This is a genomic window from Actinophytocola sp. (assembly GCF_035942955.1).
GTDB lineage: Bacteria > Actinomycetota > Actinomycetes > Mycobacteriales > Pseudonocardiaceae > DASYTH01.
Map to the genome: position 1 here is coordinate 35,999 of NZ_DASZCQ010000138.1, position 23,804 is coordinate 59,802.

The 23,804-nt window shown below is 70.4% G+C and carries 20 protein-coding genes; 5 read left to right on the forward strand and 15 right to left on the reverse strand.

All coding sequences use genetic code 11. The features are described 5' to 3' along the window. Positions 1–11: 11 nt before the first annotated feature. Together VGX25_RS14140 and VGX25_RS14145 are read right to left on the reverse strand one after the other, a co-directional pair. Positions 12–1,283 carry a lysine 2,3-aminomutase gene (locus tag VGX25_RS14140; protein WP_326918225.1) on the reverse strand — a complete coding sequence of 424 codons (1,272 nt, stop codon included), beginning with the start codon at positions 1,281–1,283 and terminating at the stop codon, positions 12–14. Positions 1,284–1,326: 43 nt separating this feature from the next. Further along, entirely contained in the window at positions 1,327–2,580 is a 1,254-nt protein-coding gene (locus tag VGX25_RS14145; RefSeq protein WP_326918226.1) for an aspartate aminotransferase family protein, read from the reverse strand. A gap of 290 nt (positions 2,581–2,870) precedes the next feature. On the opposite strand from VGX25_RS14145, the gene VGX25_RS14150 reads away from it, so the two are divergent. After that, the gene (locus VGX25_RS14150; protein WP_326918227.1) at positions 2,871–3,827 is read left to right on the forward strand and encodes a TauD/TfdA family dioxygenase; all 957 of its coding nucleotides are present in this window, start codon (positions 2,871–2,873) and stop codon (positions 3,825–3,827) included. Positions 3,828–3,856: 29 nt separating this feature from the next. Continuing rightward, positions 3,857–4,948, forward strand: coding sequence for an alpha-hydroxy-acid oxidizing protein (locus VGX25_RS14155; RefSeq protein WP_326918228.1), 1,092 nt, complete (start codon positions 3,857–3,859; stop codon positions 4,946–4,948). Here the strand turns inward: VGX25_RS14155 and VGX25_RS14160 are convergent. The 10 genes from VGX25_RS14160 to VGX25_RS14205 all read right to left on the reverse strand — a co-directional run bounded on the left by VGX25_RS14160 (position 4,930) and on the right by VGX25_RS14205 (position 16,015). Beyond that, positions 4,930–6,192 carry an aspartate kinase gene (locus VGX25_RS14160; RefSeq protein ID WP_326918229.1) on the reverse strand — a complete coding sequence of 421 codons (1,263 nt, stop codon included), beginning with the start codon at positions 6,190–6,192 and terminating at the stop codon, positions 4,930–4,932. The two genes, VGX25_RS14155 and VGX25_RS14160, sit on opposite strands and share 19 nt — an antisense overlap. Then, positions 6,159–7,139 carry a DMT family transporter gene (locus VGX25_RS14165; protein ID WP_326918230.1) on the reverse strand — a complete coding sequence of 327 codons (981 nt, stop codon included), beginning with the start codon at positions 7,137–7,139 and terminating at the stop codon, positions 6,159–6,161. The genes VGX25_RS14160 and VGX25_RS14165 overlap by 34 nt, the downstream gene beginning before the upstream one ends. Continuing rightward, complete coding sequence (locus tag VGX25_RS14170; protein ID WP_326918231.1) at positions 7,136–8,128, reverse strand: transketolase family protein; 993 nt, start codon at positions 8,126–8,128, stop codon at positions 7,136–7,138. The genes VGX25_RS14165 and VGX25_RS14170 overlap by 4 nt, the downstream gene beginning before the upstream one ends. Beyond that, positions 8,128–8,958 carry a transketolase gene (locus tag VGX25_RS14175; RefSeq protein WP_326918232.1) on the reverse strand — a complete coding sequence of 277 codons (831 nt, stop codon included), beginning with the start codon at positions 8,956–8,958 and terminating at the stop codon, positions 8,128–8,130. The genes VGX25_RS14170 and VGX25_RS14175 overlap by 1 nt, the downstream gene beginning before the upstream one ends. Positions 8,959–9,225: 267 nt before the next feature. Further along, complete coding sequence (locus tag VGX25_RS14180; RefSeq protein WP_326918233.1) at positions 9,226–9,627, reverse strand: GNAT family N-acetyltransferase; 402 nt, start codon at positions 9,625–9,627, stop codon at positions 9,226–9,228. Beyond that, entirely contained in the window at positions 9,611–10,978 is a 1,368-nt protein-coding gene (gene purB, locus VGX25_RS14185; protein WP_326918234.1) for an adenylosuccinate lyase, read from the reverse strand. Before purB ends, VGX25_RS14180 begins: the two co-directional genes overlap by 17 nt. Next, a complete protein-coding gene (locus VGX25_RS14190) occupies positions 10,906–12,363 on the reverse strand; it encodes a glutamine synthetase family protein (protein WP_326918235.1) in 1,458 nt (485 codons plus the stop codon). The genes purB and VGX25_RS14190 overlap by 73 nt, the downstream gene beginning before the upstream one ends. A gap of 63 nt (positions 12,364–12,426) precedes the next feature. Beyond that, positions 12,427–13,797 (reverse strand): amidase, encoded by a 1,371-nt coding sequence (locus VGX25_RS14195; RefSeq protein ID WP_326918236.1) that lies wholly within the window; start codon positions 13,795–13,797, stop codon positions 12,427–12,429. Continuing rightward, on the reverse strand, positions 13,794–15,686 hold the full coding sequence (locus VGX25_RS14200; RefSeq protein WP_326918237.1) for a hypothetical protein: 1,893 nt from the start codon (positions 15,684–15,686) through the stop codon (positions 13,794–13,796). Before VGX25_RS14200 ends, VGX25_RS14195 begins: the two co-directional genes overlap by 4 nt. Continuing rightward, on the reverse strand, positions 15,683–16,015 hold the full coding sequence (locus VGX25_RS14205) for a 4Fe-4S dicluster domain-containing protein (protein WP_326918238.1): 333 nt from the start codon (positions 16,013–16,015) through the stop codon (positions 15,683–15,685). Before VGX25_RS14205 ends, VGX25_RS14200 begins: the two co-directional genes overlap by 4 nt. Positions 16,016–16,278: 263 nt before the next feature. On the opposite strand from VGX25_RS14205, the gene VGX25_RS14210 reads away from it, so the two are divergent. Beyond that, positions 16,279–17,013: a DUF3050 domain-containing protein gene (locus tag VGX25_RS14210; RefSeq protein ID WP_326918239.1), complete on the forward strand. Its 735-nt coding sequence runs from the start codon at positions 16,279–16,281 to the stop codon at positions 17,011–17,013. A 53-nt stretch (positions 17,014–17,066) separates the two neighbouring features. Here the strand turns inward: VGX25_RS14210 and VGX25_RS14215 are convergent, their stop codons facing one another. From VGX25_RS14215 to VGX25_RS14225, 3 genes are all read right to left on the reverse strand, one after another. Continuing rightward, on the reverse strand, positions 17,067–18,206 hold the full coding sequence (locus VGX25_RS14215) for an inositol-3-phosphate synthase (protein WP_326918240.1): 1,140 nt from the start codon (positions 18,204–18,206) through the stop codon (positions 17,067–17,069). Between the two features lie 70 nt (positions 18,207–18,276). Beyond that, on the reverse strand, positions 18,277–19,410 hold the full coding sequence (locus VGX25_RS14220; protein WP_326918241.1) for a ScyD/ScyE family protein: 1,134 nt from the start codon (positions 19,408–19,410) through the stop codon (positions 18,277–18,279). Positions 19,411–19,586: 176 nt separating this feature from the next. Then, positions 19,587–20,042 carry a carboxymuconolactone decarboxylase family protein gene (locus VGX25_RS14225; protein WP_326918242.1) on the reverse strand — a complete coding sequence of 152 codons (456 nt, stop codon included), beginning with the start codon at positions 20,040–20,042 and terminating at the stop codon, positions 19,587–19,589. 914 nt (positions 20,043–20,956) lie between these two features. On the opposite strand from VGX25_RS14225, the gene VGX25_RS14230 reads away from it, so the two are divergent. Together VGX25_RS14230 and VGX25_RS14235 are read left to right on the forward strand one after the other, a co-directional pair. Beyond that, positions 20,957–22,417, forward strand: coding sequence for a hypothetical protein (locus VGX25_RS14230; protein WP_326918243.1), 1,461 nt, complete (start codon positions 20,957–20,959; stop codon positions 22,415–22,417). 63 nt (positions 22,418–22,480) lie between these two features. Further along, positions 22,481–23,752 carry a lactonase family protein gene (locus VGX25_RS14235; protein ID WP_326918244.1) on the forward strand — a complete coding sequence of 424 codons (1,272 nt, stop codon included), beginning with the start codon at positions 22,481–22,483 and terminating at the stop codon, positions 23,750–23,752. Positions 23,753–23,804: the final 52 nt, after the last annotated feature.

The following is a 23,804-nucleotide window of genomic DNA, read 5'->3' on the forward strand; positions in this document are numbered from 1 at the left end:
TCCAAAACCTGTCATTGTTGCCAGAACCAGGGTTCGTCGAAGGCGGGCTTGAGGTCGTCCAGCCACACCGCGTGCCCGTCGAGCTTCGCGAAGAACGGCCGTCCCACCCAGTCCGGGTTGCGGGCCTGAAGAAACCGGCAGCAGAACACGTCGCCGTCGGCGAGCTGCGCGATCCCGTCGATCATCACCTTGCCCGGCGAGGCCGACATGACCGGACCCCGCGCGGTGCGCTCGAGGCCGGAGACCGCCGCGATCGCGTCGCGATAGATGCTGACCGCGCGCAGCAGCGGCAGCTCGAAGTACTGGCTGGCGCCGGTGTCGCGTTCGACGAACATGTAGTAGGGCACGACGCCGAGGTTCGTCATACGCCGCCACATGTCCGACCACACGGCCGGATCGTCGTTGATGTGCCGCACGATGGGCGCCTGGGCCCGAATGATCGCACCGGTGTCGCGGATGCGGCGGATGGCATGCCGGACCGCCTTGGTCTCCAACTCCCGGCCGTGCGAGAAGTGCGCCATCACCGCGACGTGCTTGCCCGCCCTGCAGGCCGTCTCCAGCAGCCGCAGCAGGTCATCGGCATCGTCGTCGGTGGTGAACCGGTAGGGCCAGTAGGACAGCGCCTTGGTGCCGAAACGGATGTTGCGGATGTGCTCGAAGCCCGGTCCAAGAAGCGGTTCCACGTAGGCGCGGATCCGGTCGGTGGACATGATCATCGGATCGCCGCCGGTGAACAGCACATCCGACACCTCACCGTGCTCGGCGAGATACCGCAGGGCGGTCTCCGGCCCGGGCACGGCCTGCTTCAGCTCGGCGACGCCGATGAACTGCGCCCAGCGGAAGCAGTATCCGCAGTAGGAGTGGCAGGTCTGTCCCTGGCTCGGGAACACGAGCACGGTCTCGCGGTACTTGTGCTGCAGGCCGTTGGCCGGTTCGTCGTCGACCATCGGCACGTTGGCCTCGAGCTGATCCCCGGGGTGCGGGTTGAGGCGCAGGCGCGCCTGCGCCACGGCCGAGCGCAGCTCGGCCTTGTCGGCGTTCCTGCCGATGAGGCCGGCGATCTCCTGGAAGATCGCGTCGGGGAGCATGCCGCGGTGCGGGAAGGTGAGCCGGTAGATCGGATCGTCGGGCACCGCGGCCCAGTCGATCAGCTCGTCGAGCACGTAATTGTTGACCTTGAATGGCAGGACCGCGCTGACGACCTCGATGTCGCGGCGCAGCTCCGGGTCCAGCCGCTCCAGCTGGGGCAGCCTGGCCAGCCGCGAGCCGGGAACTGCCCGCATCCTCGGCTTGTCTGGTATGCGAGTCTGCATGAGCCGGTCACTCCTACGCTTGCGCCGTCTTGACGGCGTGGGACACGATGCGCAGCGCGTCGTCGACGTCCTCTTCGGACACGGTCAGCGCGGGAAGCATCCGCAGGACGTTGCGCCACGGGCCGCCGATCTGCAGCAGCAGCCCCGCCTCGATGGCTTCCTGCTGCACGCGAAGCGCGGTGGCGGGGTCGGGCTCTCCGTCCCGGGTGGAGAACTCGCAGCCGAGCATCAGGCCGAGCCCGCGGACATCGCCGATGACGTCGTTGTCCGCGGCGATGCCCGCAAGGCCGTCGGCGAGCCTGCGCCCCTTGGCGGCGGCGTTGGCGACCAGGCCTTCGTCGGCGATCACGTCGAGCGTGGCGATCGCCGCGGCGCACGCGACCGCGTTGCCGCCGTAGGTGCCGCCCTGCGAGCCGGGCGGGGCCTTGCTCATCAGGGCTTCGGACGCGGCGATGAACGACAGGGGCAGCCCGCTGGTCAATCCCTTGGCCGCGACCAGGACATCGGGCCGGACGCCGAAGTGCTCGTGCCCCCAGAACCGTCCGGTGCGACCCATTCCGGTCTGCACCTCGTCCAGCACGAGCAGAAAGCCGTACCGGTCGGCGCGTTCGCGCAGGCCGTCGAGGAAGGCGGTGTTCGCCGGGACGAAGCCGCCCTCGCCGAGCACGGGTTCCACGACGAGCGCGGCCGTGTCGTCCGGCGAGGTGACCGTGGCCAGGAGGTAGTCGAGCTCGCGCAACGCGAACCGGGTCGTCGTCGCCTCGTCCCAGCCGTACCGGTAGGCATATGGGAACGGCGCGATGTGCACCCCGCCCATCAGCGGCGCGTAACCGGTGCGGAAGCGCGGGCTCGACGTGGTCATCGAGGCCGCCCCCACGGTGCGGCCGTGAAAGCCGCCGTGGAACACGATGACGTTCGGGCGCCCGGTCGCCTGGCGCACGAGGCGCAACGCCGCCTCCATCGCCTCGCTGCCGGAGTTGGCGAAGAACAGCGACCGTAGCTCGCCGGGCAGGACCTGGCCCAGCCGCTCGCACAAGGTCAGCAGCGGGCGGTGCTTCACCGTGACGTACTGGCCGTGGATCAACTTGCCGGCCTGCTCGGCGATGGCGCGCACCACGCGCGGATGGCAGTGGCCCGTGCTGGTCACCCCGATGCCCGCGGTGAAGTCGAGATACCGCCGACCGTCCTCCCCGAACACGAAAAGCCCCTCGGCATGGCTGACCGTTACCGGCGTGGCCTGTTTGAGAATGGGTGACAACCGCGCCATAACGTCCGCTCCGTTGCCTACGAGTAGCGCGGCTCCCCCCGACCCGGGAGCCGACGTAGCTGAGATCGTGCTTCAAATACAATCGGGTGGCTGGTTGAGTTTAGCTCCCGTCCCGGCGGATTCGAACCCTGTTCGACTTCGCGAGTGCGGCTCTTGACAAAACGGCTCGGGTCGGTTTCATATGGCCGTGGCGGCTCAATCAAAATTAGAGCCGATGCGGGCCGCAGCCGCTCGGCCGAAAGCCGCCTGCCGCTGATCATTTACCGATCGAGTGAGGATTGTGAGGGGCGATGAGCCCGATAGTTGAGCTGTCCGAAGACGAGCGAGCCGAGCTGTGGAACCGCGCGCAGGATGTGGTACACAAGGGACCGGCGGCCGCCGTCCCCGACGAGCTGCCGGCACGGATTCGGGACACCGTGCGCGGGTTCGCGCGGGATTCGGGCCGGGCGGGGTTCATCTTGCTGCGCGGCCTCGAGGTCGGCACGCTACCTCCGACGCACACCGACGGGGAGCCGGCCACGTTGCCGGCGCACGGCACCGCCGGTTCGATGATGCTGCTCGCCGAGCTGCTCGGCACGATGATCGGATACGCCGACGAGAAGGGCGGCGACCTGGTTCACGACGTGCAGCCCCTGCCCGGCGAGGAAACCAGGGTCGAGGGCTCCGGCGCGGTCCCGTTCGACTTCCACATCGAGAACGTGCACCACCCGCTGCGGCCGGACTTCATCGGCCTGCTGTGCCTGCGCCAGGACCACGACGGGGTGGCGGCGACCCGGATCGCGTCGATCCGCGAGGCGTTCGAGCTGGTCAAGCCGGACGTGCTGGAGACGCTGCGGCAATGCCAGTTCTACAGCTACTATCCCGGTTCGTTCACCCGGGTGCTCACCGCCGAGCCGATGCCCGCCGGCCCGCACCCGGTCATCTACGGCCCGGCCGACCGGCCGCTTCTGCGGTTCAACTCGCACAACACCATCGCGATGAGCAAGGCCGGTCGCGCCGCGCTGCAGGCCCTGACCGAGGCGCTGGAGCTGGTCTGCCACGAGGTGGTGCTGCGGCCCGGCGACTGCGCCATCCTCGACAACCATGTCGCCACGCACGGCCGGTCGGCGTTCGTGCCGCGCTACGACGGCCACGACCGGTGGCTGCGCCGGTTCTACTCCATCGGGTCCATCCCGAGCTCGGTGCTGCAGATGATGGACGGCTCGCGCGTGGTCCCGCCCATTCCGGCCATCAACGGCATCTGGTAGCCCGTCGCCCGACCCTGTTGGAGAAGACGATGACCGACCTCGACACGCTGCTGTCGGTGACCGATTTCGAGCAGCGGTGGATGGCCAAGGCCGATCGAGCAATCGGACAGTACGTGGCGGGTGGCGCGGGCACCGACAGGGTGGTCGCCGCGAACACGGCCGCCTTCGACGACGTGTGGCTGCAACCCCGGGGATTGCACGACCACCCGGTGAACCTCGACACCACCGTCACGCTGTTCGGCCAGCGGCAGGCGTTTCCCGTCATGCTCGCGCCGACGAGCCCGCAGCGGCTGGTGCACCCCGATGCCGAGCTGGCCACCGCGCGGGCCGCGGCCTCGCGCGGCGTGGTGTCGATCGTGAGCACCGATTCGCACTACCCCTACCCCGACATCGTCGCGGCCGCCCCCGGCCGCACCTGGTTCCAGCTGTTCGCCTACCGGTCCCGGCGGGACGTCGAAGCCACGCTGGAGTTCGCCGAGAGCTGCGGGGCGGCGGCGATCGTGGTCACCGTCGACGCGTCGTTCGCGGCCCGGCGGCTGTCCACCCAGCGCGCGGGGTACCGGCTGCCCGCCGGGGTCGACTACGGCACGCTGCGCGCGCTGGGGATCCTCCGGGGTGACCCGCCGTCGAGCGGGCGGCACGACAAGCTGCCGGTCACCTGGGACGACCTGCGCTGGATCCGGGGCCGCACGGAGCTGCCGCTGCTGGTCAAGGGCGTGTTGCGGCCGGTGGACGCGCGGCGGTGCGTCGACCTCGGCGCCGACGGGACCATCGTGTCCAACCACGGTGGGCGCCAGCTCGACGGCGTGGTGCCCACCGTGTTCGCCCTCGAGGCGGTGGTGGACTCGGTCCCGGCCGAGCATCCGGTCCTGCTCGACGGTGGCGTCCGGTGCGGGATCAGCGCCGCCAAGGCGGTCGCGCTCGGCGCGCGGGCGGTCTGCATCGGCCGCCCCTACCTGTGGGGGCTCGGCCTCGCCGGCCAGCATGGCGTCGAGCGGGTGCTCGACCTGCTTCGGGACGAGTTCGCCGACGCCATGCTGCAGCTCGGCATCTCGACGGTCGGCGAGCTGGACCGCAGCTTCGTCGCCGAGCCGCCGCGCCGCTACGCGGCGATCAGGTGATCGACCGTTTCCGCGGGCTGGCCAAGGCGGAACTCGTGGTGCAGCAAGCCAACGGCGCGCACGCACTGGGCCTTGGCCAGCGTGACCGACGCGCGGACCTGTGAGGTCGACACCGAGTAGGTCTCTATCCCCGCCGCCGCAAGGGCTGCCAGCATCCGACCCGTCGTCCCCGGGTGGCTGAGCAGCCCGGCGCCGACGAGGGAGACCTTGGCCACCCGGTCGTGAATGTCGGCGTCGCAGCCGAACCGGGCGAGCACCGTGCGCAGCGCCGCCAGGTGCGGCCGGGCGATCGTGAAGTCCCACCCGTAGCCGGTGTCCCGGTCGCCGGTGCGGGCCACCAGATCCAACGCGACCGAGGCCTCCGCGAGGGCGGCGAAGAACAGCTCCGAGCCGCGGCCGGTCAGGCTCCCCGGCCGGATCACCACCCGGGCGACGTCCGTATCGTGGGCGATCCCGGTCATGGGCTGGGAATTCTCGAGCATCTCTCCTCCCGTCTCATCGCAGACAACGGTGGTGCCTGGCCGATCGGTGAATGCCGACCGAACGTGGATGCTGACGCCGGTCCGGCCGGCGAGCTCGACCGACCGCGGGTGCAGGACGCGGGCCCCGGCGTAGGCCATCTCGGACATGACGCCGCTGCCGATCCTCGGCAGCAGCCGGGCGTCCGGGGCGATCCGCGGATCGGCACTGTAAACACCGTCCACATCGGTGTAGATCTCGCACGTCGTCGCGCCGAGCGCGGCGGCGAGCGCCACGGCCGTCGTGTCGGATCCGCCCCGCCCGAGGGTGACGACGTCGCCCGTGGCGCCGATGCCCTGGAAGCCGGCGACGACGGCGACCGTCCCGCGACCGAGCACCTCCCGCAGCCGCGCGCCGTCGACATCGGCGATACGGCCGTCGGTGTGCCGGCCGTAGGCGGTGATGCCGGCCTGCGCGCCGGTCAGCGAGACCGCCGGCGTCCCCGCCTCGGTCAGCGTGATCGCCAGCAGCGCCGCCGCGGCGATCTCGCCGGTGGCGAGGAGCTGGTCCATCTCCCGGGCCGCGGGCGTCTCCGACATCGAGCGCGCGTCGGCCACGAGCTCGTCGGTGGTGGCGCCGCGCGCGGACACCACCACGACGACCGGGTGTCCCGTCTGGTGAGCGTCGGCCACCCGCCTGGCCACCTCGCGCAACCGCTCGGGGGTGGTCCCGACCGAGGTGCCGCCGAACTTCAGGACGCGGGCGGGCTTGACGAGGCTAAGCATCGGGCTTCTCCTTTGTCCGCGGATTGGGGGGCCGCGCGGTGTGATCCGCGGCCCGCGGTGGCGACGAGCACCCCGGCCAGCAGGATCGCGACGCCGAGGAGTTGCCCGCCGGACGGGTCCTCGCCGAAGACGACGGCGCCGAGCACGACCGCGCCAGCGGGCTGAATGAGCAGCAGGGTGCTGGTCAGCGTCGCGGGCAACGCGGGCAGTGATCGGGAGATCAGCAGCCAGCCGACCACCTGCGAGGACACGGCCAGCAGGACCAGCCAGCCAAGCGTCGGCCACGGCGACTCGAGCCGGACGTCGCCGAGGAGCACGGCGAGCACCGCGGCCCCGGCGGCGGCGCCGAGCGTCGCCTCGTAGAGCGGGGCGATGGTGCCGACGTCGGCGCTGCGGCCGGTGGTCAGCCCGGCGGCGCGCAGCACCAGGATGAAGCCGGCGTAGAAGATCGAGGTGCCGACGCCGAAGAGCACCCCGAGCCCCGGGCTGCTGCCGTAGCTGTCGGACCCGAGCACCCCGCCGATGAGCACCACGCCCACCAGCATCACGGGCAGGGCGACGAACAGCGGCCGGGCCGGCCGCTCGTGCAGCGCGGTCCAGGCGATCAGCGCGACGAACAGCACCTGCAGGTTGCCGAGGACGGTGGCCAGTCCGGCGCCGACGGCGTTGATGGCATGGCTCCACAGCACCAGGTCGATCGCGAACGAGAGGCCCGCGAGCCGGGCCAGCCAGCGCGCCTGCCGGGGGAGCGGGCGCCGGTGCGCATGCCTCCGGTCGGCGATCATCAGGCCCCACAGCACCGGCACCGCGAGGGCACAGCGGAAGAACGCCGCCATGCCCGCGGTCGTGTCGGCGAGCCGGACGATGGTCGCCGACGCGGCGATGCAGCCGGCGCCGGCCACGACCGCGAGCGCGGGACGCCCGGCGACGTGCGGTTCGGAGCTCATCGCGCCACGACGTCCAGCGCCTTGGCGATCGCGTTCGGCACGTTGATCCCGGCGTTGTCCAGCAGGTACCGCTCCCCGCCGACCAGGTCGTAGTGGACGTCGGGAATGCCGATCCGGCGCACCGGCGGCCCGCCGACCTCGGCCACCACCTCGCAGACCGCCCCGCCGAGGCCGCCGACGGCGCGGTGGTCCTCGATGGTCACCACCACCTCGGCGTGGGCGATCGCGTCGAGAATCGCCTCCCGGTCGAGCGGCTTGACCGTGTGCATGTTCAGGTGTCCCGCGGTGATCCCGGTCGCCGCGAGCTCCGCCGCCGCCTCCGCCGCGACCAGGTTCGGGTAGGGACCGGTGGCGATGAACAGCACCCGGCCCGGCTCGCGCAGCACGCGTGCCTTGCCGAGGACGAACTCGGTGCGCTCGTCGTACAGCGTCGGTGTGGCCGACCGCCCCAGCCGCAGGAAGGTCGGACCGGGATCGTCGGCGACGGCCACCGTGGCCTGGACGGCCTCCCAGGCGTCACCCGGCACCACCACGGTCATGTTCGGCAGCAGCCGGGTCGCGCCGATGTCCTCGAGCGAGTGGTGGGTCGGGCCGTAGTGCCCCGAGGCAAGGCCCCCGTGCGTTCCCACGATCTTGACCGGCAGGTTCGCGCCGGCCACGTCGACCTTGATCTGCTCGTAGGCGCGGGCGATGGCGAACGGGCTCATGCCGTTGGCGAACACCGGCCGCGCCGCCACCGTCATCCCGGCCGCGACGGTGATCATGTTCTGCTCGGCGATGCCGAGATCCACGAACTGGCGCGGCAGCTCCCGCGCGAAGTGGTCCTGGAAGTTCATGTCCGTGGTCAGGCACGCCAGCAGCGGGTTCTCCCTGGCAAGGGCGAGCAGCATCATGGCGTAGGCGTCGCGGCTCTGGATGGTCGACCGGTTCTCCCAGACGTGGTCGTAGACCTCCGCGACGGAGCGGCGGGTCGCGATGTCGGTGCTCATCACAGCTCACTTTCCAAGGCCGCGAGCGCCAGCCGCTGCGCGTCCCGGTCGAGGGTCGCCGAATGGCTCTTCTTGGTGTCCTGCAGGCCGGGGACCCCGCGTGCCTTGATCGTGCGGGCGATGACGGCCGTCGGCCGGCCCGGCTCGACGGGGCCGCCGAGCGCCTGCCTGATCTGGTCGTGGTCGTGCCCGTCGATCGCGAGCACCCGCCAGCCGAAGCTGGCCCACTTGCCGGTCAGCGGCTCCAGCGCCATGCAGTCCTCGGTGCGGCCGCTGATCTGCAGGCCGTTGCGGTCCACGATCGCGGTCAGGTTGTCGACCCCGAGGTGGGCCGCCGCCATCGCCGCTTCCCAGTTCGAGCCCTCCTGCAGCTCCCCGTCGCCCAGGATCACGAACGCCCGGTTGTCGTGCCCGTAACGCCGCCCGGCAAGGGCGACCCCCAGACCCAGCGAGAGCCCGTGCCCGAGCGAACCGGTCGAGAAGTCCACGCCGGGCAGGGTCTTCATCGGATGACCGGCCAGCCGGCTGCCCTGCTCGGCGTAGGTCTCGATCTCCGATTTCGGCAGCACCCCGGTCGCCGCGAGCGCCGCGTACAGGGCCGCACACGCCTGACCCTTGCTCAGGATCAGGTAGTCCCGATCGAGCGGCGAGCCCGCACCGGACGGCTGCCGGAGCACCTCGCCGTACAGCACGGCGAGCAGGTCGGCGATCGACATGCTGCCGCCGATGTGCACCCCGTTGGGCGAACCGCTCATCTCGATGACCAATCGCCGAATTTCCACGGCGAGTCGTCCGGCCACATTCTGCTGCGGCGGCGCCTGTGTGAGCATGCTTGGTCCTTCCGAACGCTCGCAACAGGCCCGAACAACTCGGGCCTACGGATTACCAGTGGAGATTGACGCCTTGCACGACGCCGTCGCGGCCAAGCATCGAAAACGGCGAGGAAGTCGGCCTCTCGTAACCGGCTCCAGCCTTGCTCGAACTTCGCTGACAATTAACTCTAACCCGCGACCGCGCCGGCAGAAAAGCGTCGAGGGGGGCTTTCATCACGCGGGTGGTGATGAAAGCCCCCCTCAACGTGTGGGGGAGAACCCGGGTCAGGGGGAGCGGAACCAGGCGGAGTTGTGTCGGGTGAAGCCGATGTGCGGGTAGTACTCGACGGCCGCCGGGGCGGACAGGAGCACGACCTTGGCGGCGGGGGCCTGGTTCTGGGTGGCGTCGATGAGCGCGCGGCCGATTCCGCGGCGCTGGTAGTCGCGGGCGACGGCGATGTCGGACAGGTAGGTGGTGTAGGAGAAGTCGGACATGCTGCGGGCGATGCCGACGAGGTCGCCGTCGACCCGGCAGACGATCACGAGGTTCGCGTTGTGCAGCATGGCGCGGAAGCGGTCGCGGTCGGCGATCGGGCGGCGCTCGCCGAGGCCGGAGTCGCGGTAGACGGCGATCACCTCGTCGAGGTCGAGGTCGGCACCGTCCACCCGGTCAGTCGTCCAGCTCACGCAGTGACTCCAATCGGATGCGGATCACGTCATGGTTGCGCAGGAAGCGTTCCGGACGCAGCGGGCCGATGTCGATGCCCTCCCGGCGCAGCGCGGCGGCAAAGTCCTCAGTGGACGTGACGGTGCGGTTGGCGGCGGCCTGGACGATGCGGTAGGCCTTCTCCCGCTCCATCCCGTCCTCGAGCAGGTCGGTGAGCACGGCCGAGCTGAACACCAGGCCCTTCGTGCGGTGGATGCCCGCGCGCATGCGATCCGGGAAGACGCGTAGCGTCTCGATCAGACGGGCGGCCATCGTGGCCTGGTAGTGCCCGACCATCAGGCTGTCCGGTAAGGCCACCCGCTCGACCGACGAGTGGGCCAGGTCCCGCTCGTGCCACAGGCTCACGTTCTCCAGCATGGACGCGGCGTAGCCACGCAGCAGCCGGCTCAGGCCGCAGAGCCGCTCGCTGGTGGTGGGGTTGCGCTTGTGCGGCATGGCGCTCGACCCCTGGTAGGCGATCGTGCGGTGCTCTTCCACCTCGCTGACCTCGGTGCGCTGCAACAGGCGCAGCTCGAGGGCGATCTGCTCGATGCAGGCGCCCATGTTGGCCACCGCGGCCACCAGCTCGGCGTGCCGGTCGCGGGCGATGACCTGGCTGGGCGCCGGTTCGATGCCGAGGCCGAGCTCGTCGCAGACGTGCCGCTCGACCGCCGGGTCGATCAGCGCGTAGGTGCCGACCGCTCCGGAGATCGTGCCGACGGCGACGGCCGCCCGCGCGGCGCGCAGCCGCCGCAGCGAGCGGTCGACGGCGAAGGCGAACCGGGCCAGCGTGTGGCCGAACGTCGTCGGCTCGGCGTGCACCCCGTGGGTGCGGCCGATGCACACGGTGTCCCAGTGCTCGATCGACTTGTCCACCAGGACCCGGCGCAACCGCCGGGCCGCCGCCATCAGCAGGTCGGTCGCCCGCCCGAGGGTGTAGCCGAGCGCGGTGTCCACGAGGTCGTAGCTCGTCATTCCCAAGTGGACCCAGCGGGCGGACTCGTCGGGGATGTCCTCGCACCACGCCGCGAGGAACGAGAGCACCTCGTGATCACGCTCCCGCTCGATCGCCGACACCCGCGCCGCCGACGGAACCCGGGCCCGCCGCATGTCCGCCACCGCGTCCTCGGGCACCCGGCCCAGCCGGGCCTGGGCCTGCGCGGCGAGGAGCTCCACGCGCACCCAGGTCGCGTAGCGGGCCTGGTCCGACCACAGGTCCGCCATCGCGGGCAGCGCATAACGGGGAATCACCACAGGCCTCAGAAGTTCTCGAAGTACTCGCGCTGCTCCCACTCGGTGACCTGGCCTGCCCGTGGCCGCTTCGTGGCGCACCAGTCCTCGAACCGGGACAGCTCGCTCTCCTTGAGCTTGGTCAGGCAGGTGGCGAGCGGCGCGCCGAGCAACCGTTCGGCGGGACCGGTGCGGAACGCTTCCAGGGACTCGCCGAGCGACTGGGGCACCGTCTGCGGACCCGCCTCCCGTTCCGCGCCGAGCCGGTTCGGGTCACCGGTCAGCCCGTCCAGCCCGGCGAACAGCTGCCCGGCGATGGCCAGGTACGGGTTCGCGCACGGTTCGCCCACCCGGTTCTCGGCGTGTGTCGAGCTGCCGCCGCCGAGTACCCGGATCATCGCCGTGCGGTCCTCGAAGCTCCAGCCGATCCTGGTCGGCGACAGGGCGAAGTCGGGGCTCAGCCTTCGATAACCGTTGACGGTCGGCACGGACAGCAGGCACAGGTCCCTCGCCCTGGCAAGCAGGCCCTCGATGTACGCCTTCCCGTCCGCCGACAGCTCGTCCGAGCCGTCCACCGCGAACAGGTTGCGGCCGGTCTTACCGTCCATCACGGACTGGTGCAGGTGCCACCCGTTCGGGTCGAACCCGTCGATGCGGGGCAGGGACATGAACGACGCGTGGTACCCGCGCCGCGCGCAGGCCTGCTTGACCATGGTCCGGAACAGCAGCATCGCGTCCGCGGTGTCCATTGCGGACATGGGGTCGAAGGTCGTCTCCAGCTGGCCGGGGCCGGACTCGTGCTCGATGGACCGCAGCGGCAGCCCGAGCGCCAGCAGCATGACGGCCAGCGGGTTGGCGACCGCGGCGACCGAGTCGTAGTAGGAGTCCAGGTTGAACTGGTAGCCGGCGTTCATCGGCTCCACCTCGGGCGCCGCGCCCTGGGTGCCGAAGCCGTTGCCGACGTGCCCCGGCGGGCCGCCGAGGCGGCGGGTCAGGTACCACTCGACCTCGAGCCCGACGACCGGGGTCAGGTCGCGCGCCGCGTACTCCGCGCAGACCCGGCGCAGCACGTGCCGCGTGGACAGCGGATGCGGCGCGCCGTCGCGGGTGAACTCGTCGCCGAGGACCCAGGCCGTCCGCGGCTCGGACCCGGGGATCAGTTGGAACGTCACGGGATCCGGGACCACGGCGAAGTCGCCGGCGCCGATGATCTCGTCGACGCCGATGCCGGGGCTGTCGATGAAGTCCACGGCGATCGCGTGGCCGGTGTCGAAGATGAACGGCCCCGGGCTGAAGTCCATGCCGTTGCGCAGCACCGACCGGAACGCGCTCGCGGTCAGCGTCTTCGACCTGGCCAACCCGTGCGGGTCGCAGAACGCGAGGCGGACGAGGTCGACCTCGCCGAGGCTCGCCTCGACCTCCTCGGCGGCCGCGAGCTGCCGGTCATCCCAGAGGCCGAGCTCGGCGACGAACGATGGCCGTCCCACGCTGCTCTCCGCGTGTAGGCGGGACCATGGGCGCGAATACATGACGTGGCAACATCCCTTCGGTTACTCGACCTCCGGCGGCGCCGGCAGTTGGTCGAGTTCCCCCTCGATACGGCGGGCGGTCCAGAGAACCCCATCATCCGCCCCGATCGGACCCACCAGCTGTAGTCCCACCGGCAGCCCGGCTCGAGTTCGGCCCACCGGCACGGAGATCGCCGGATGGCCGGTCAGGTTGAACGGGTAGGTGGCCGGCGTCCACGCGAGCCACTGCAGGTCCTTCGGGTCGGCGGCCCAGGCCGGCCCGATCGCGTCGGCCTCGAACGGCTCGATGGGCACCGTGGCCATCGCGAGCACGTCGTACCGGTCCATCACCGACTGCAGCGTGGTGCGCAGCGCCAGCCGCGCCTCCTCGGCCCGCCGCAGCGTCGCGGCGCTCATCGAGCGTCCATAGTGGACGATCACAAGCCGCCCCTGGTCACACCACTCGTCGTCCTCGGGCGCGGTGCCGGCCGCCTCGCCGGCGGCGATGATGTCGACCAGGAAGGGGTACGGGTCGCGGAACGGGACGTCGCGGCGCTCGACCCGGTGCCCGAGGCCGGTGAGCAAAGGAATGGCCCGCTCGGTCACCCGGCGGATCTCCTCGGTGGTGCCGGGAAACTCGAGCCAGCCGATCCGCAGCGACCGGCAGTCCCGCGGCTGGTTCACCGCGTCGAGCAACGTGTCCGGGTCGAGCTCGTGCGGTCCGCCGAGGATGTTGGTGAGCTCCAAGGCGTCGGTGACGGTGTGCGTCATCGGGCCGAGGTGGCTGAGCCGGTCGGAGGAGACGGGGACGTACGGTATCCGGCCGAACGTCGGCTTGTACCCGACGACGCCGCAGAACGCGGCGGGGATCCGGATCGAGCCGCCCCCGTCGGTGCCCAGCGCCGCCGCGCACAGGCCGGCCGCTACCGCGGCGGCGGACCCGCCGCTCGAGCCCCCGGTGGAAAGCCTGGTGTCCCACGGGTTTCGGGTCGGCGGGGTCACCCGGCACACGGTGCTGCCGCTCCACCCGTATTCGGACGTGGTCGTCTTGCCGATGACGATCGCGCCGGCCGCGCGCATCCGCGCCACGGCGGGCGGATCGACCCTGGCGCGCGGGTTGTCCAAAAGGGACCCCCGGCTGGTCGGCAGGTCCCTGGTCTGGATGAGGTCCTTCACCGCGATCGGGACGCCCAGCAGGGGCTGGTCCCGCCAGGCCGTTCGGCCGCGCGCGCGGATCCGGGCGTCGGCCGCCTCGGCCGCGATCATGGCCTGCTCGTCGGCGACCGAGACGTATGCGCCCAGCTCGCCGTCGACCTTGCGGATCCGCGCGAGCAGTGCCTGGATGTGGTCGGCGACGGAGATCTCTCCGCGCGCGAACAGCGCCCTCGTCTCGCGGATGCCGAGCCGGGTCACCGGCTCTCCCCGGGTACCGTCGGGACCGGGCCGTTGGTGATGGTCGTCCAGTGCCAGGCCGAGTCGAACGACGTGACCTCGAGGTCCGCGCCGCCGGCGGCCAGTTCCGCGGCCGCCTCGGTCGCCCTGGCGAGAAAGGCCGAGCTGCGGTGGGCGGCGAGCAGATCCTGCTCGTCGAACGGGCGGCCGGCGCAGCGCAGCAGCCGGAGGTCGACGAACCCGTCGAACGGCCGGCCGAGCACCTCGACCCGTTGCGGGCTGCGGATGCTGAACCGCACCCCGGCCGCGACGTGGCCGTGGTGGTGCAGGTCGGAGTGGTACGCGACGTCCGGAATCGTCGGCGGCACGAAGAAGTCACGGGCCAGCACCACCGGAACCCTCGGGAGGTTGCCGGCGATGAAGTGCCAGGAGTTGTACTGCATCCGCGAGGACATGGCCCACGCCATGTCGGCCATGTGCGCGGTCGAGCCGCCGAAGTGCCAGCGCGCCTCGGGCGCCGGCACCACGCAGCAGAAGTACTCGGGCAGCTCCCAGCGGGTGATCTCGGCCCAGTCCGCCTCGCGCAGCGCCTTGATCAGCCGGGGCAGCGAGCGGATCCCCCGGCTCATGGCGAAGTCGGCGTCGAAGGCCGCGGTCGCGGCGCGGACCGTCTCGTACACGAGGGATTCCAGCCCGGTCGGGAAGTCGCCGTGCGGCTCGGCCAGCCAGCCCGGCGACGCCGATAAGTTCGCGCCGAGCTCGGCGAGGGTGGCGCCGGCGACCGGCAGCCGCCGGCTCAGCCGGGCGCAGAGCCGTTCCTCGCGCCGCCGCACCCCGTCGCCGGGCGGGCCGGCGACCCGCTCGATCTTGTGCAGCAGCGCGCCGTGGATCTCGCGGTAGAGCTGGGCTCGTGGCCCGATCTCCTTGCGGCGCAGGCGAAGCGCCTCGGCGAGCCGGTCGAGCTCGGCGATCTCGGTCGACGCCGCGGGCGGGACCCGGCGCCCGCCGGGGACGGCGTTGTAGTTGCACCGGACCCGGTCGAGCAGCCGCGCGACGTGCTCGACGGTCAGCTGCGTCCCGTTGGCCTCCTCGATGCGCGCGTATCCCGCGGACCGGATCAGCAACGTGAGGCACACGACCAGCACGACGTCGTTGTCCGACCACAGTTCCAGCGGCACGCCCTGCAGGCCGCTCAGCGCGCAGTCCGGATGGCCCGGCCACAAGGTCTTGCCGGTCAGGGTGTTCCGGTCGCGGAAGTTGGTGTACTGCCTGCCCTCCTGGTACAGCACGAACGGCGCGGTGCGCAGCGCGGCCTCCTTGAGCCGCTCCACCAGCTCGTGCCGCCCGTCCCCGCCCGCGGAGGTCAGCCACCGGCGGCAGTCGGCGACCGACCGGGCCCGTGACTCGGCGGCCCTGCGCACCGCGTCGCGGTACTCCGCCACGGCTCGGGCGGACCACGGCACCCGGAGCACGCCGCCGACCAGATCCGCCTCGCCGGCCAGCGGGCCCTGCGCCGGCACCCGCAGCAGCACCCGGCCGCCGGTGGTCAACCCCAGCTCACCGAGAAAGGCCGGCGGTTCGCCGGGCAACTCGGGATGTCGCTCGGGTCGGGGCCGGTCGGTGGACACTCCGAACAGGACCTCGAGCGCGACCGCCTGCTCGGTGCGCAGCGCCCGGAGCTGGACCTCGGCGGGGACGTGACCGCCGAGGGTGAGCAGGGTGTCCAGCGCCGCCGGCAGGCCGGTCGCGGTGGTGGCCCGGCGCCACACCCGGTCGAGCAGCCCGGGAAACCCGGCGTCCGGCTCGACCGGATAGTCCGGCTTGGTCGCCGCCCCCGCCGGCGTGCCGAGCCGGCTGGGCCGGCGGCTCTGCCGCGCCTTGGCCATCGCGGCCCGACGGGACCCGGTCATCGCCGTCCTTCTGCGGTCAGCTCGATGTGGTTCCACACGTCGTCGCCGGTCGGGGCCCATTCCTCGTCGACGTAGATGCAGTCGACCGGGCAGACCAGCACGCATTTCGGGCAGCCGGAGCATAATTCGGGCACGATGACGACATCGAGCCCGCGGTCGAATATGGCGCCGAACTCCGGCGGGCAGTTGCGCAGGCACGTGTCGCACGTGATGCATTCCGCCGACTCGATCCGCCGCGGCGGTTTCTTCCAGACCGGGTCGCGTGACCGCGTCGCAATCCGCTCGGACCGCCCGCTTCTGACGTCGGCAGCGTCATTTCCCCGGCGCATGTGCAAAGAATTGCACAGACGGTCCGGTCCGCCCAGCCCGGCGGGCAACCGCGGAAACTCCGCAGTCGAACACCTTGACGGGCTTGACAGGCGGCGGCTCAGTCAACCCTCATGGTATGTCCGCTGCGCGCCGTCCGTACTATTGGGACAATCGGCGGTGGTGGGCACGGTCCCGGAAACCAGCAATCGTTCGGATACGGAGGCGACGGCACGTGTCGCGTTATGACTGGGGTAAGAAGAATCAAGCAATAGATGAGCTGCGGATGGTAATAGAATCCGCGCGGGCGGAGGTCGTCAAACATCCGATATACAGCCGCTTGAAGACTCTGCAGGACGTCAACACCTTTACCGAGAATCATGTGTTCGCGGTCTGGGACTTCATGTCGTTGCTCAAGAACCTGCAGCGGCACCTGACCTGTGTCGACGTGCCCTGGGTGCCCCGCGGCTCGTGCGAGAGCCGGCGCCTGATCAACGACATCGTGCTGGTCGAGGAGAGCGACGAGCTCGGCAACGGGTTCATCAGCCACTTCGAGCTCTACGTCGCCGGCATGGAGCTCGCCGGCGCGGACACCAAGCCCATCAACGACTTCATCGACCGGCTCCGCGCGGGCGAGAGCGTGCACGACGCCCTGGCCGCCAGCCCCGTGCCCCCAGCCGCCCGCGAGTTCGTCGCCACCACCTGGACCTTCATCGACCTCGCGCCGCTGCACTGCCAGGCCGCGGCGTTCGCCTTCGGCCGCGAGGACCTGATCCCGGAGATGTTCGACCAGGTCGTCAAGATCGACGACCAGGGCGGCAAGCTCGCCACCTTCCGCGACTACCTCGAGCGGCACATCGAGGTGGACGGCGAGCAGCACACCCCCATGGCCATGGCCATGCTCGCCGACCTCTGCGGCGACGACGTCAACAAGTGGGACGAGTGCGCCCTGACCGTGATTCGTGCCCTGAATGCCCGCGTGGCGCTCTGGGACGGCATCCTCGCCCAGCTCGACTCCTGACCCATCTCCCAAGCGGGAGCCGCACCCCGACGCGGCTCCCGCTTTCCCTTGGCTCAGGGGAGTTCGTTCGCCCACCGGCGGAGTTGCTCATACTGGACCGTCAGCCGGTGCTCGTCTGTCCCAATAGGATCCTTGAAGAAGAACGCCAGCGCCGGCAGCGGGCCGGACTCGCCGGCCCGGTGCGCGCGGGCGGTCAGCCGGGCCAGGTCCAGCACGAGCGGGGCGGCCAGCGCGGAGTCGCAGCCCTGCCAGGTGAACTGCATGGTCATCCGCACGCCGAGGAAGCCGTCGAACAGCACGTGGTCCCAGGCGGTCTTCCATTCCCCCATCGGGGGCACGTAGTCGATGTGCGTCTGGCCGTCCACCCCATCGCCGAGCAACGCGGACACCGCCCGGTCCTTGGAGACCTTCTTGCTGCGCCCGGCATCCGGGTCGGCCAGCGTGGCGCCGTCACCGCCGCCGAGCAGGTTGGTGCCCGACCACGAGCGCACCGCCAGCGCGCGGGCGGCGAACATGGGGGCCAGCGCGGTCTTCACCAGGGTCTCGCCGGTCTTGGCGTCGCTGCCGGCGTAGGGCACTCCCCGCGCGCGGGCCAGCTCGTCGAGAGCCGGCAGCCGCGCCCCGGTCGACGGCGTGAAGTCGACGTACCCGCAACCCGCTTGCAGCGCCGCGTAGGCGTACAGCGAGCTGGGCGGCAGCACCTGGCCGGGCGCGGCCATGGCCCGCTCGAGCGAGGCGAGGTCGGCGTGGCAGGCGCGGGCCGGGAACGGCGGCTCGGTGGACGACACGTTGACCACCACCACCCCGGCCAGCCCCAGCCGGACGCGGAACGAGGTGAGGTCCGCGATCAGGCGGGCGGCGTCCGTACACTGTGGACCGAAGCCGGCGACGAGCCCGGGGCGGATCTCCTCGTCGGCCGCCTCCAGCTCGTCCCGGACGGCCTCGAGCAGGCGCGCCGGAATGACCCCGGCGTGGCTGAGCTCGGCGGCCCGCTTGGTCAGCGGGGTGGACGCCACGTCGTGGCCGCCGAACACGAGCTCGTCCAGCCCGGGCAGCCCCGCGGCGGCGAAGTCCGGCATCTCGGTGACACATCCCAGCGGTGGCACCAATCCCGCGCGCACCGCGGCCGCCCCGGTGACGACCGTCGTGGCAACCGATCCGCGGGCTCCGACCAGCCACACTCCGACGCTCATTCCGACCTCTCCTATCAAAGGCGGCCCCGCCGGTCCTGGTCCGGCGGGGCCACGTTGGGGCGAAATATCGTCAGAACCGCACCTTCAGGACCTCACCCGTGTGCGCGGCAACTCCGGCCTGCGCGTTCGGCACGCCGCGGTGCGCGATGTACGCCGCGCCGTCGCGGCCGAACGCCAGCCCGGTCGGCGAGACCAGGCCGGTGTCGAGCACCGTGGTGAGCGTGCCGTCCCGGCCGACGCGGACCAGCGACCCGGTCAGGTCGGGCGAGAAGAACCCACCCTTCTTGTACTGCAACGCGTACAGCCGGCCGCGGCGGTCGAACGCGATGTCGATGACCGTGGTCAGGCCGGTCGCCACCACGGACATCTGCCCGTCGCGGGTGATCCGCCAGATCCGCGCGGTGCCGAGGGTGAACGGGAAGCCGGTCATCTCGCCGACGTAGAACGCGCCGTCCGGACCGATCGCGACGCCGGTCGGCACCGACTGCTGGCGGATCTGCCCGGCCGGGCACGCCGGGTGGCCCGGCGGCCCGTTGGGAATGGCCGCAACGCACTGGGACGGGAACAGCGCCAGCGTGCTCAGCTCACCGTTGGGCGAGATCTTGATCAGGTCGTTGGCCGCCGCGTCGCTGACCACCGTGGTGCCGTACCACGTCGTCGCCACCGAGAACGGGTTGCTCTCGATGCCCGAGGTGCTCGGGTCGACCGAGTCCGGATCGTTGGCGGTCTCCCACGCGCGCAGGTCGCCGATCTGCCGCGCCGCCGGCCACACCCGCTCGACCGTGCCGAACCGGTACCCGTACGGGACGGTTCCGGTGGCCGCGGCCGCGCCGCCGAGGTCGAACGGCACGAGCACCTGGCCCCACGGACCGATCGCCACATCGTTGGCGCCGCCCGTGGTTCCGTCGACGGCGCCCTTGGACGGCAGCCCGTTGATGATCCGCTCCTGGCTGCCGTTCCTGATCCGTGTGACATATCCGGTGGTGCCGAAGCAGAGCGTCCCCGCGCACGTGGCGCCCGCGTTTCCGCTCTCGGCGACGTAGACGGCGCCGTTGTGCACGGTGAGCCCGCGCGGGTTGTCCAGGCCCGTCGCGATCACCTCGATCGTCGGCTCCGACCGGTGGGCCGTGTTGCCGGACGCCGAGCCGGGCAGCAATGCCACGGCCAGCACGACCCCGGTCAAAGCCGTGATGATTCTCGACATATCTCTCCCTCGTCGCGGCACTTCCCCGGGCGGAGAAGCTGCCTCGCGGTTTCAATATCGTGGATACGAAGAAATCACACAACGGCGGCACTCAATGAATGATGAATCCGAAGGGCGGTCATCGCGTTGGCTCGATGACCGCCCTTCGGGTGCCGTACTTCGTTAAGTTGCCGCGCTCACCACTTCGCGCCGGCCTGCTGCTTGGTGGCGACGTTGAGCCGGTTCCACACATTGATCGTGGAGATCGCCAGCAGCAGCGCCGCGAGGCCCTGCTCGTCGTAGTACTTGGCGGCGTCCTCCCAGATGGCGTCGGGAACGGGGTCGGGCACGTCGGCCAGCCGGGTGACGTATTCGGCGAGGGCCAGCGCGGCGCGCTCCTCCTCGGTGAAGTAGGGGGTGTCCCGCCAGGCGGCCACGGCGTTGATCCGGTCGTCGGACTCGCCGGCCTGCTTGAGATAGCGAGGGTGCTGGTCGCAGCAGACGCTGCAGCCGTTGATCTGGCTGGCGCGCAGCTGGACGAGGCCGATCGTCGACTGCGGCACACCGGCGTTCTCGGTGGCCTTGTTGAGGGCGTGCAGGGCCTTCATGGCGTCGGGCAGGACCATCGCCGGGTTGCCGATGCGTGGTTCCACGGTTGATCTCCTCCGGGAGTCGTGGGTTTCTGTGCTGAATTCCGCGATATGGGGTTCGATCGGTGCGGTGCCGGCCACGCGCGGTGGCCGCCGCCCCGCCGGCCACGCTATCGGCTGACGGCGGTTTTGGCTTCTCCATTCCTGACCGGTCTAGTGAAGATTTTGGCGATGTATGCCGGAATGTTGTGGGTCCAGTCGTGACGGCGGGCGCGGTACGCGCTCGGGCTCTCGCCGACCAGCTCGGTGAACCGGCTGCTGAACGATCCCAGCGAGGTGCACCCGACGGCGAGCGGCTGCGCGTAATCGCGGTCGATTTGTCCCGGGCCCGGCGCAGGCGAACCAACTCCGCTGGTGTCACGCGGTCAGAATGCCATGGCGCCGCAATTCGTCCAGCGATGGCCTTCGATTGAGCCGTGCAACTGCGGACCGTCCGCGGTTGCACCGTGAACTCAAATATGAATGAAGCGGCGGTGCGCTATTTCTCGAGTTTCGTATCAGGCGGGTAACGGCATCACCGCGCGCTTCTACTCGATTACGTGGCGTAAACGCTTGACAGCGCGTCATTCTACCTGGTAGGACTGGCAATGGTCGGGGAAATCAAGCAAGCCTCAAGCCGATTCCCATGGGATCCGGGGGGAACACGTTGCATTTGACTGCGCGGTCGGTTGAAGATCCCGATTTACGGCGTCCCCGGCTCCGCGTGGACGAGGTTGTTGCTTCAATATATTCGTTGATCTTCGAACATCCGCCGAGACGTGGAATCGGTGGACCGGACTTCGTTAAGTCGCACTGGGCCAGCGTGCCCCTCGACCTTCCGCCTCCCTCGTGATCCACGGTGGCCGGCGTGTCGTCTCCGCCGCCGCCCCATTCTGACGTGCTCCGTTCGCCGGGCCGGCATTCCGCCGGTCGGGTCAATGGCGCATGCCAGCAACACCATCAATGAAAGGAAGGAATACCTGGTGGATCCCATCCTGTACTGGAACGACGTCCTGCTGGAGGCGGACCGTACGACACATACCACCGGCGCGCCGAACGAGGCCGGATCACGCGGCCCGGCCGGAGCCTCCCGGTCCTTCGCGATCGTGAGCCTGGCCATGCACGACGCCTATTACGGCATCAACCCGGGTCACCCGTGCTACCTCGGCAACCGGCTGCCGATGCCACCCGATGGCGCCGACACGGCCGCGGCCATCGCCGCGGCCGCGCATTCCACGCTCAGCGCGCTCTACCCGGCGCAGAAGACGTTCTTCGACTCGAAGCATCTCGCGGCCGGCCTGGTCTCCGGCAAGTCGAGCACCGACGGCCACGACTTCGGTCAGCGGGTCGCCGCGGAGATGCTGGCGCTGCGCAAGAACGATCCCAGCGTCAGCGACGACGGGTATTCGATCTCGGCGGCGCCGGGGCGGTGGCGGCAGGATCCGAACAACTCGCCGCAGGGCACCCACGCGCCGTTCTACGGCGCCCGGTCGCACCTGTTCGCCGCGACCCGACGGCACCACCTCGATCCGCCGCCCCAGTTGGGTTCCGCGGAATACGACGCGGCGGTGCGGGAGGTTCGGGCCAAGGGCATCGCCCCGGAGCTCATGGCGACGCTGCCGGACGACCTGGCGAAGAACCGCCGCACCCCCGCCGAGACGGCCATCGGCATTTTCTGGGCCTACGACGGGGTCAAGGGCCTCGGCACGCCGCCGCGGCTGTACAACCAGATCGTCCGCAAGATCGCCCAGGCGCAGGGCAACGACGTCGGCAAGAACGCCCGGCTGTTCGGCCTCGTCAACGCGGCGCTCGGCGACGCGGGCATCCTGGCCTGGAACGACAAGTTCTTCTACGAGGTGTGGCGTCCGGTGCTCGGGGTGCGGGAGCACGATTCCATCTCCGGGGCCAGCGACGGCACCGACTCCATCGGCGATCCGTTCTGGCTTCCGCTCGGGGCGCCGAACACCAACAACCCGGGGTCGAAGAACTTCACCCCGCCGTTCCCGGCCTATCCGTCGGGTCACTCGACGTTCGGCGCCGCGATGCTCCAGACCGTCCGGCAGTTCTACGGCCAGGGCCGGCCTGGCCCGGACAACCTGTGCGACGGCCTTGAGTTCGTCTCCGACGAGCTCAACGGGATCAGCACCGACCCGGACGGAGAGGTGCGCACCCGGGTGGTGCGCAAGTTCCCCGGCGGGTTGTGGCACATGATCCTGGAGAACGCCCGCAGCCGGGTGTACCTCGGCGTGCACTGGGTCTTCGACACCTATGTCGTCGACAAGGACGGCAATCCGGACCTCGGCCGGAACGTCGGCGGGGTCAGGCTCGGCATGGACATCGCCAACGACATCGCCGAGCACGGTCTCATCGCCCAGAACTCTGCGGGACCCGACGCCTGATCACCGGCATTGAACGAAGTCGACAAGGGCGCGAGCCCACAAGGAGAAGGAGAACAGCCGCCAATGAATGCTCCCACCGAGCAGGCCCGGCCGCACCCGGGCGACGATGACGACGAAGGCAGGCTTCGTCCCGGATACGTGTACGTGATGAGCAACCAGGAGACCGGCAACTCCGTGACGGTGTTCCGCCGCGGTATCGACGGCGAGCTCACCCGGCTCAAGACGTACGTCACCGGAGGCCTCGGCATCGGACGCAGCTATGACCTCGAGCTGGCGTCGGATCCCACGGTCTCGCAGGCCTCGCTGATCCTCAGCCCGGACGAGCGGTTCCTGTTCGCGTGCGACGCCGGCAGCAACGAGGTCTCGTGCCTGCGCATCGTCGAGGACCGGCTGGAGCTGGTCAGCCGCGTCCCCTCCGGCGGAATCCAACCGGTCAGCCTGACCGCCCACGAGAACCTGCTCTACGTGGCCAACACCGGTGGGCTGCCGCCCAACAACCCGCCGAACCCGGACGCCACCATCTCCGGGTTCACGATCGCCCAGGACGGCAAGCTCACGCCGATCGCCGAGTCCACCCGGTCGCTGCCCGGCGGACCGTCGGCGGCCCCGTCGCAGATCTCGTTCCGGCCGGACGGCACCCAGCTCGTCGTGACCGAACGGCAGACCAACAGCATCGTGGTCTTCCCGGTCGACGAGTACGGCCGCCCCGGCGACCCGGTGGTCAACCAGTCCAACGGTCCCGGACCGTTCACCGCCACATTCCACGGTGCGGACGTGCTGCTCGTCACCGAGGTCATCGGCGTGAACTTCACCTTCGGCGCGCTGTCCACCTACAAGGTGGGCCGGGACGGCAAGCTCACGGTGATCAGCGGGTCGGTCAACACCACGGAGCTGACCTCCTGCTGGACGGTCCGCAGCATTCTCGATCCCGACGTGGAATACATCGCGAATGCGCAGAGCGGCACGATCTCGGGCGTCCGGTTCAACGCACAGGGGCAGATCACCCCGTTCCCGCCGGACGGACACCTGGTCTCCACCCGGGATTCGCACGCGACCCAGGACCTGGCGATCAGCAGCGACGGGCGGTTCCTCTACTGCCTTGTGGCCGGCTTCGACGAGAAGCTGGCCGACCCGCGGCTGCCCAACACCCATGTCCCGGGCACGCCGTTCAGCAACCGGATGTCGCTCGCCGGCTTCCGGGTCGAGGCAAGCGGATCGTTGACCCCGCTGCGGGGCTACGGCGTCGCCGATGATCCCCCCACGGTCATCGGACCAGGGCTGCTGAAGCTCCAGGAGGGCCTCGCGCCGGGAAGTGAGGGACTCGTCGCGATCTGACCTCCGCGACGGACGATGTAGCGAACCGGCCCACCGGCGTCCGATCGAGGAC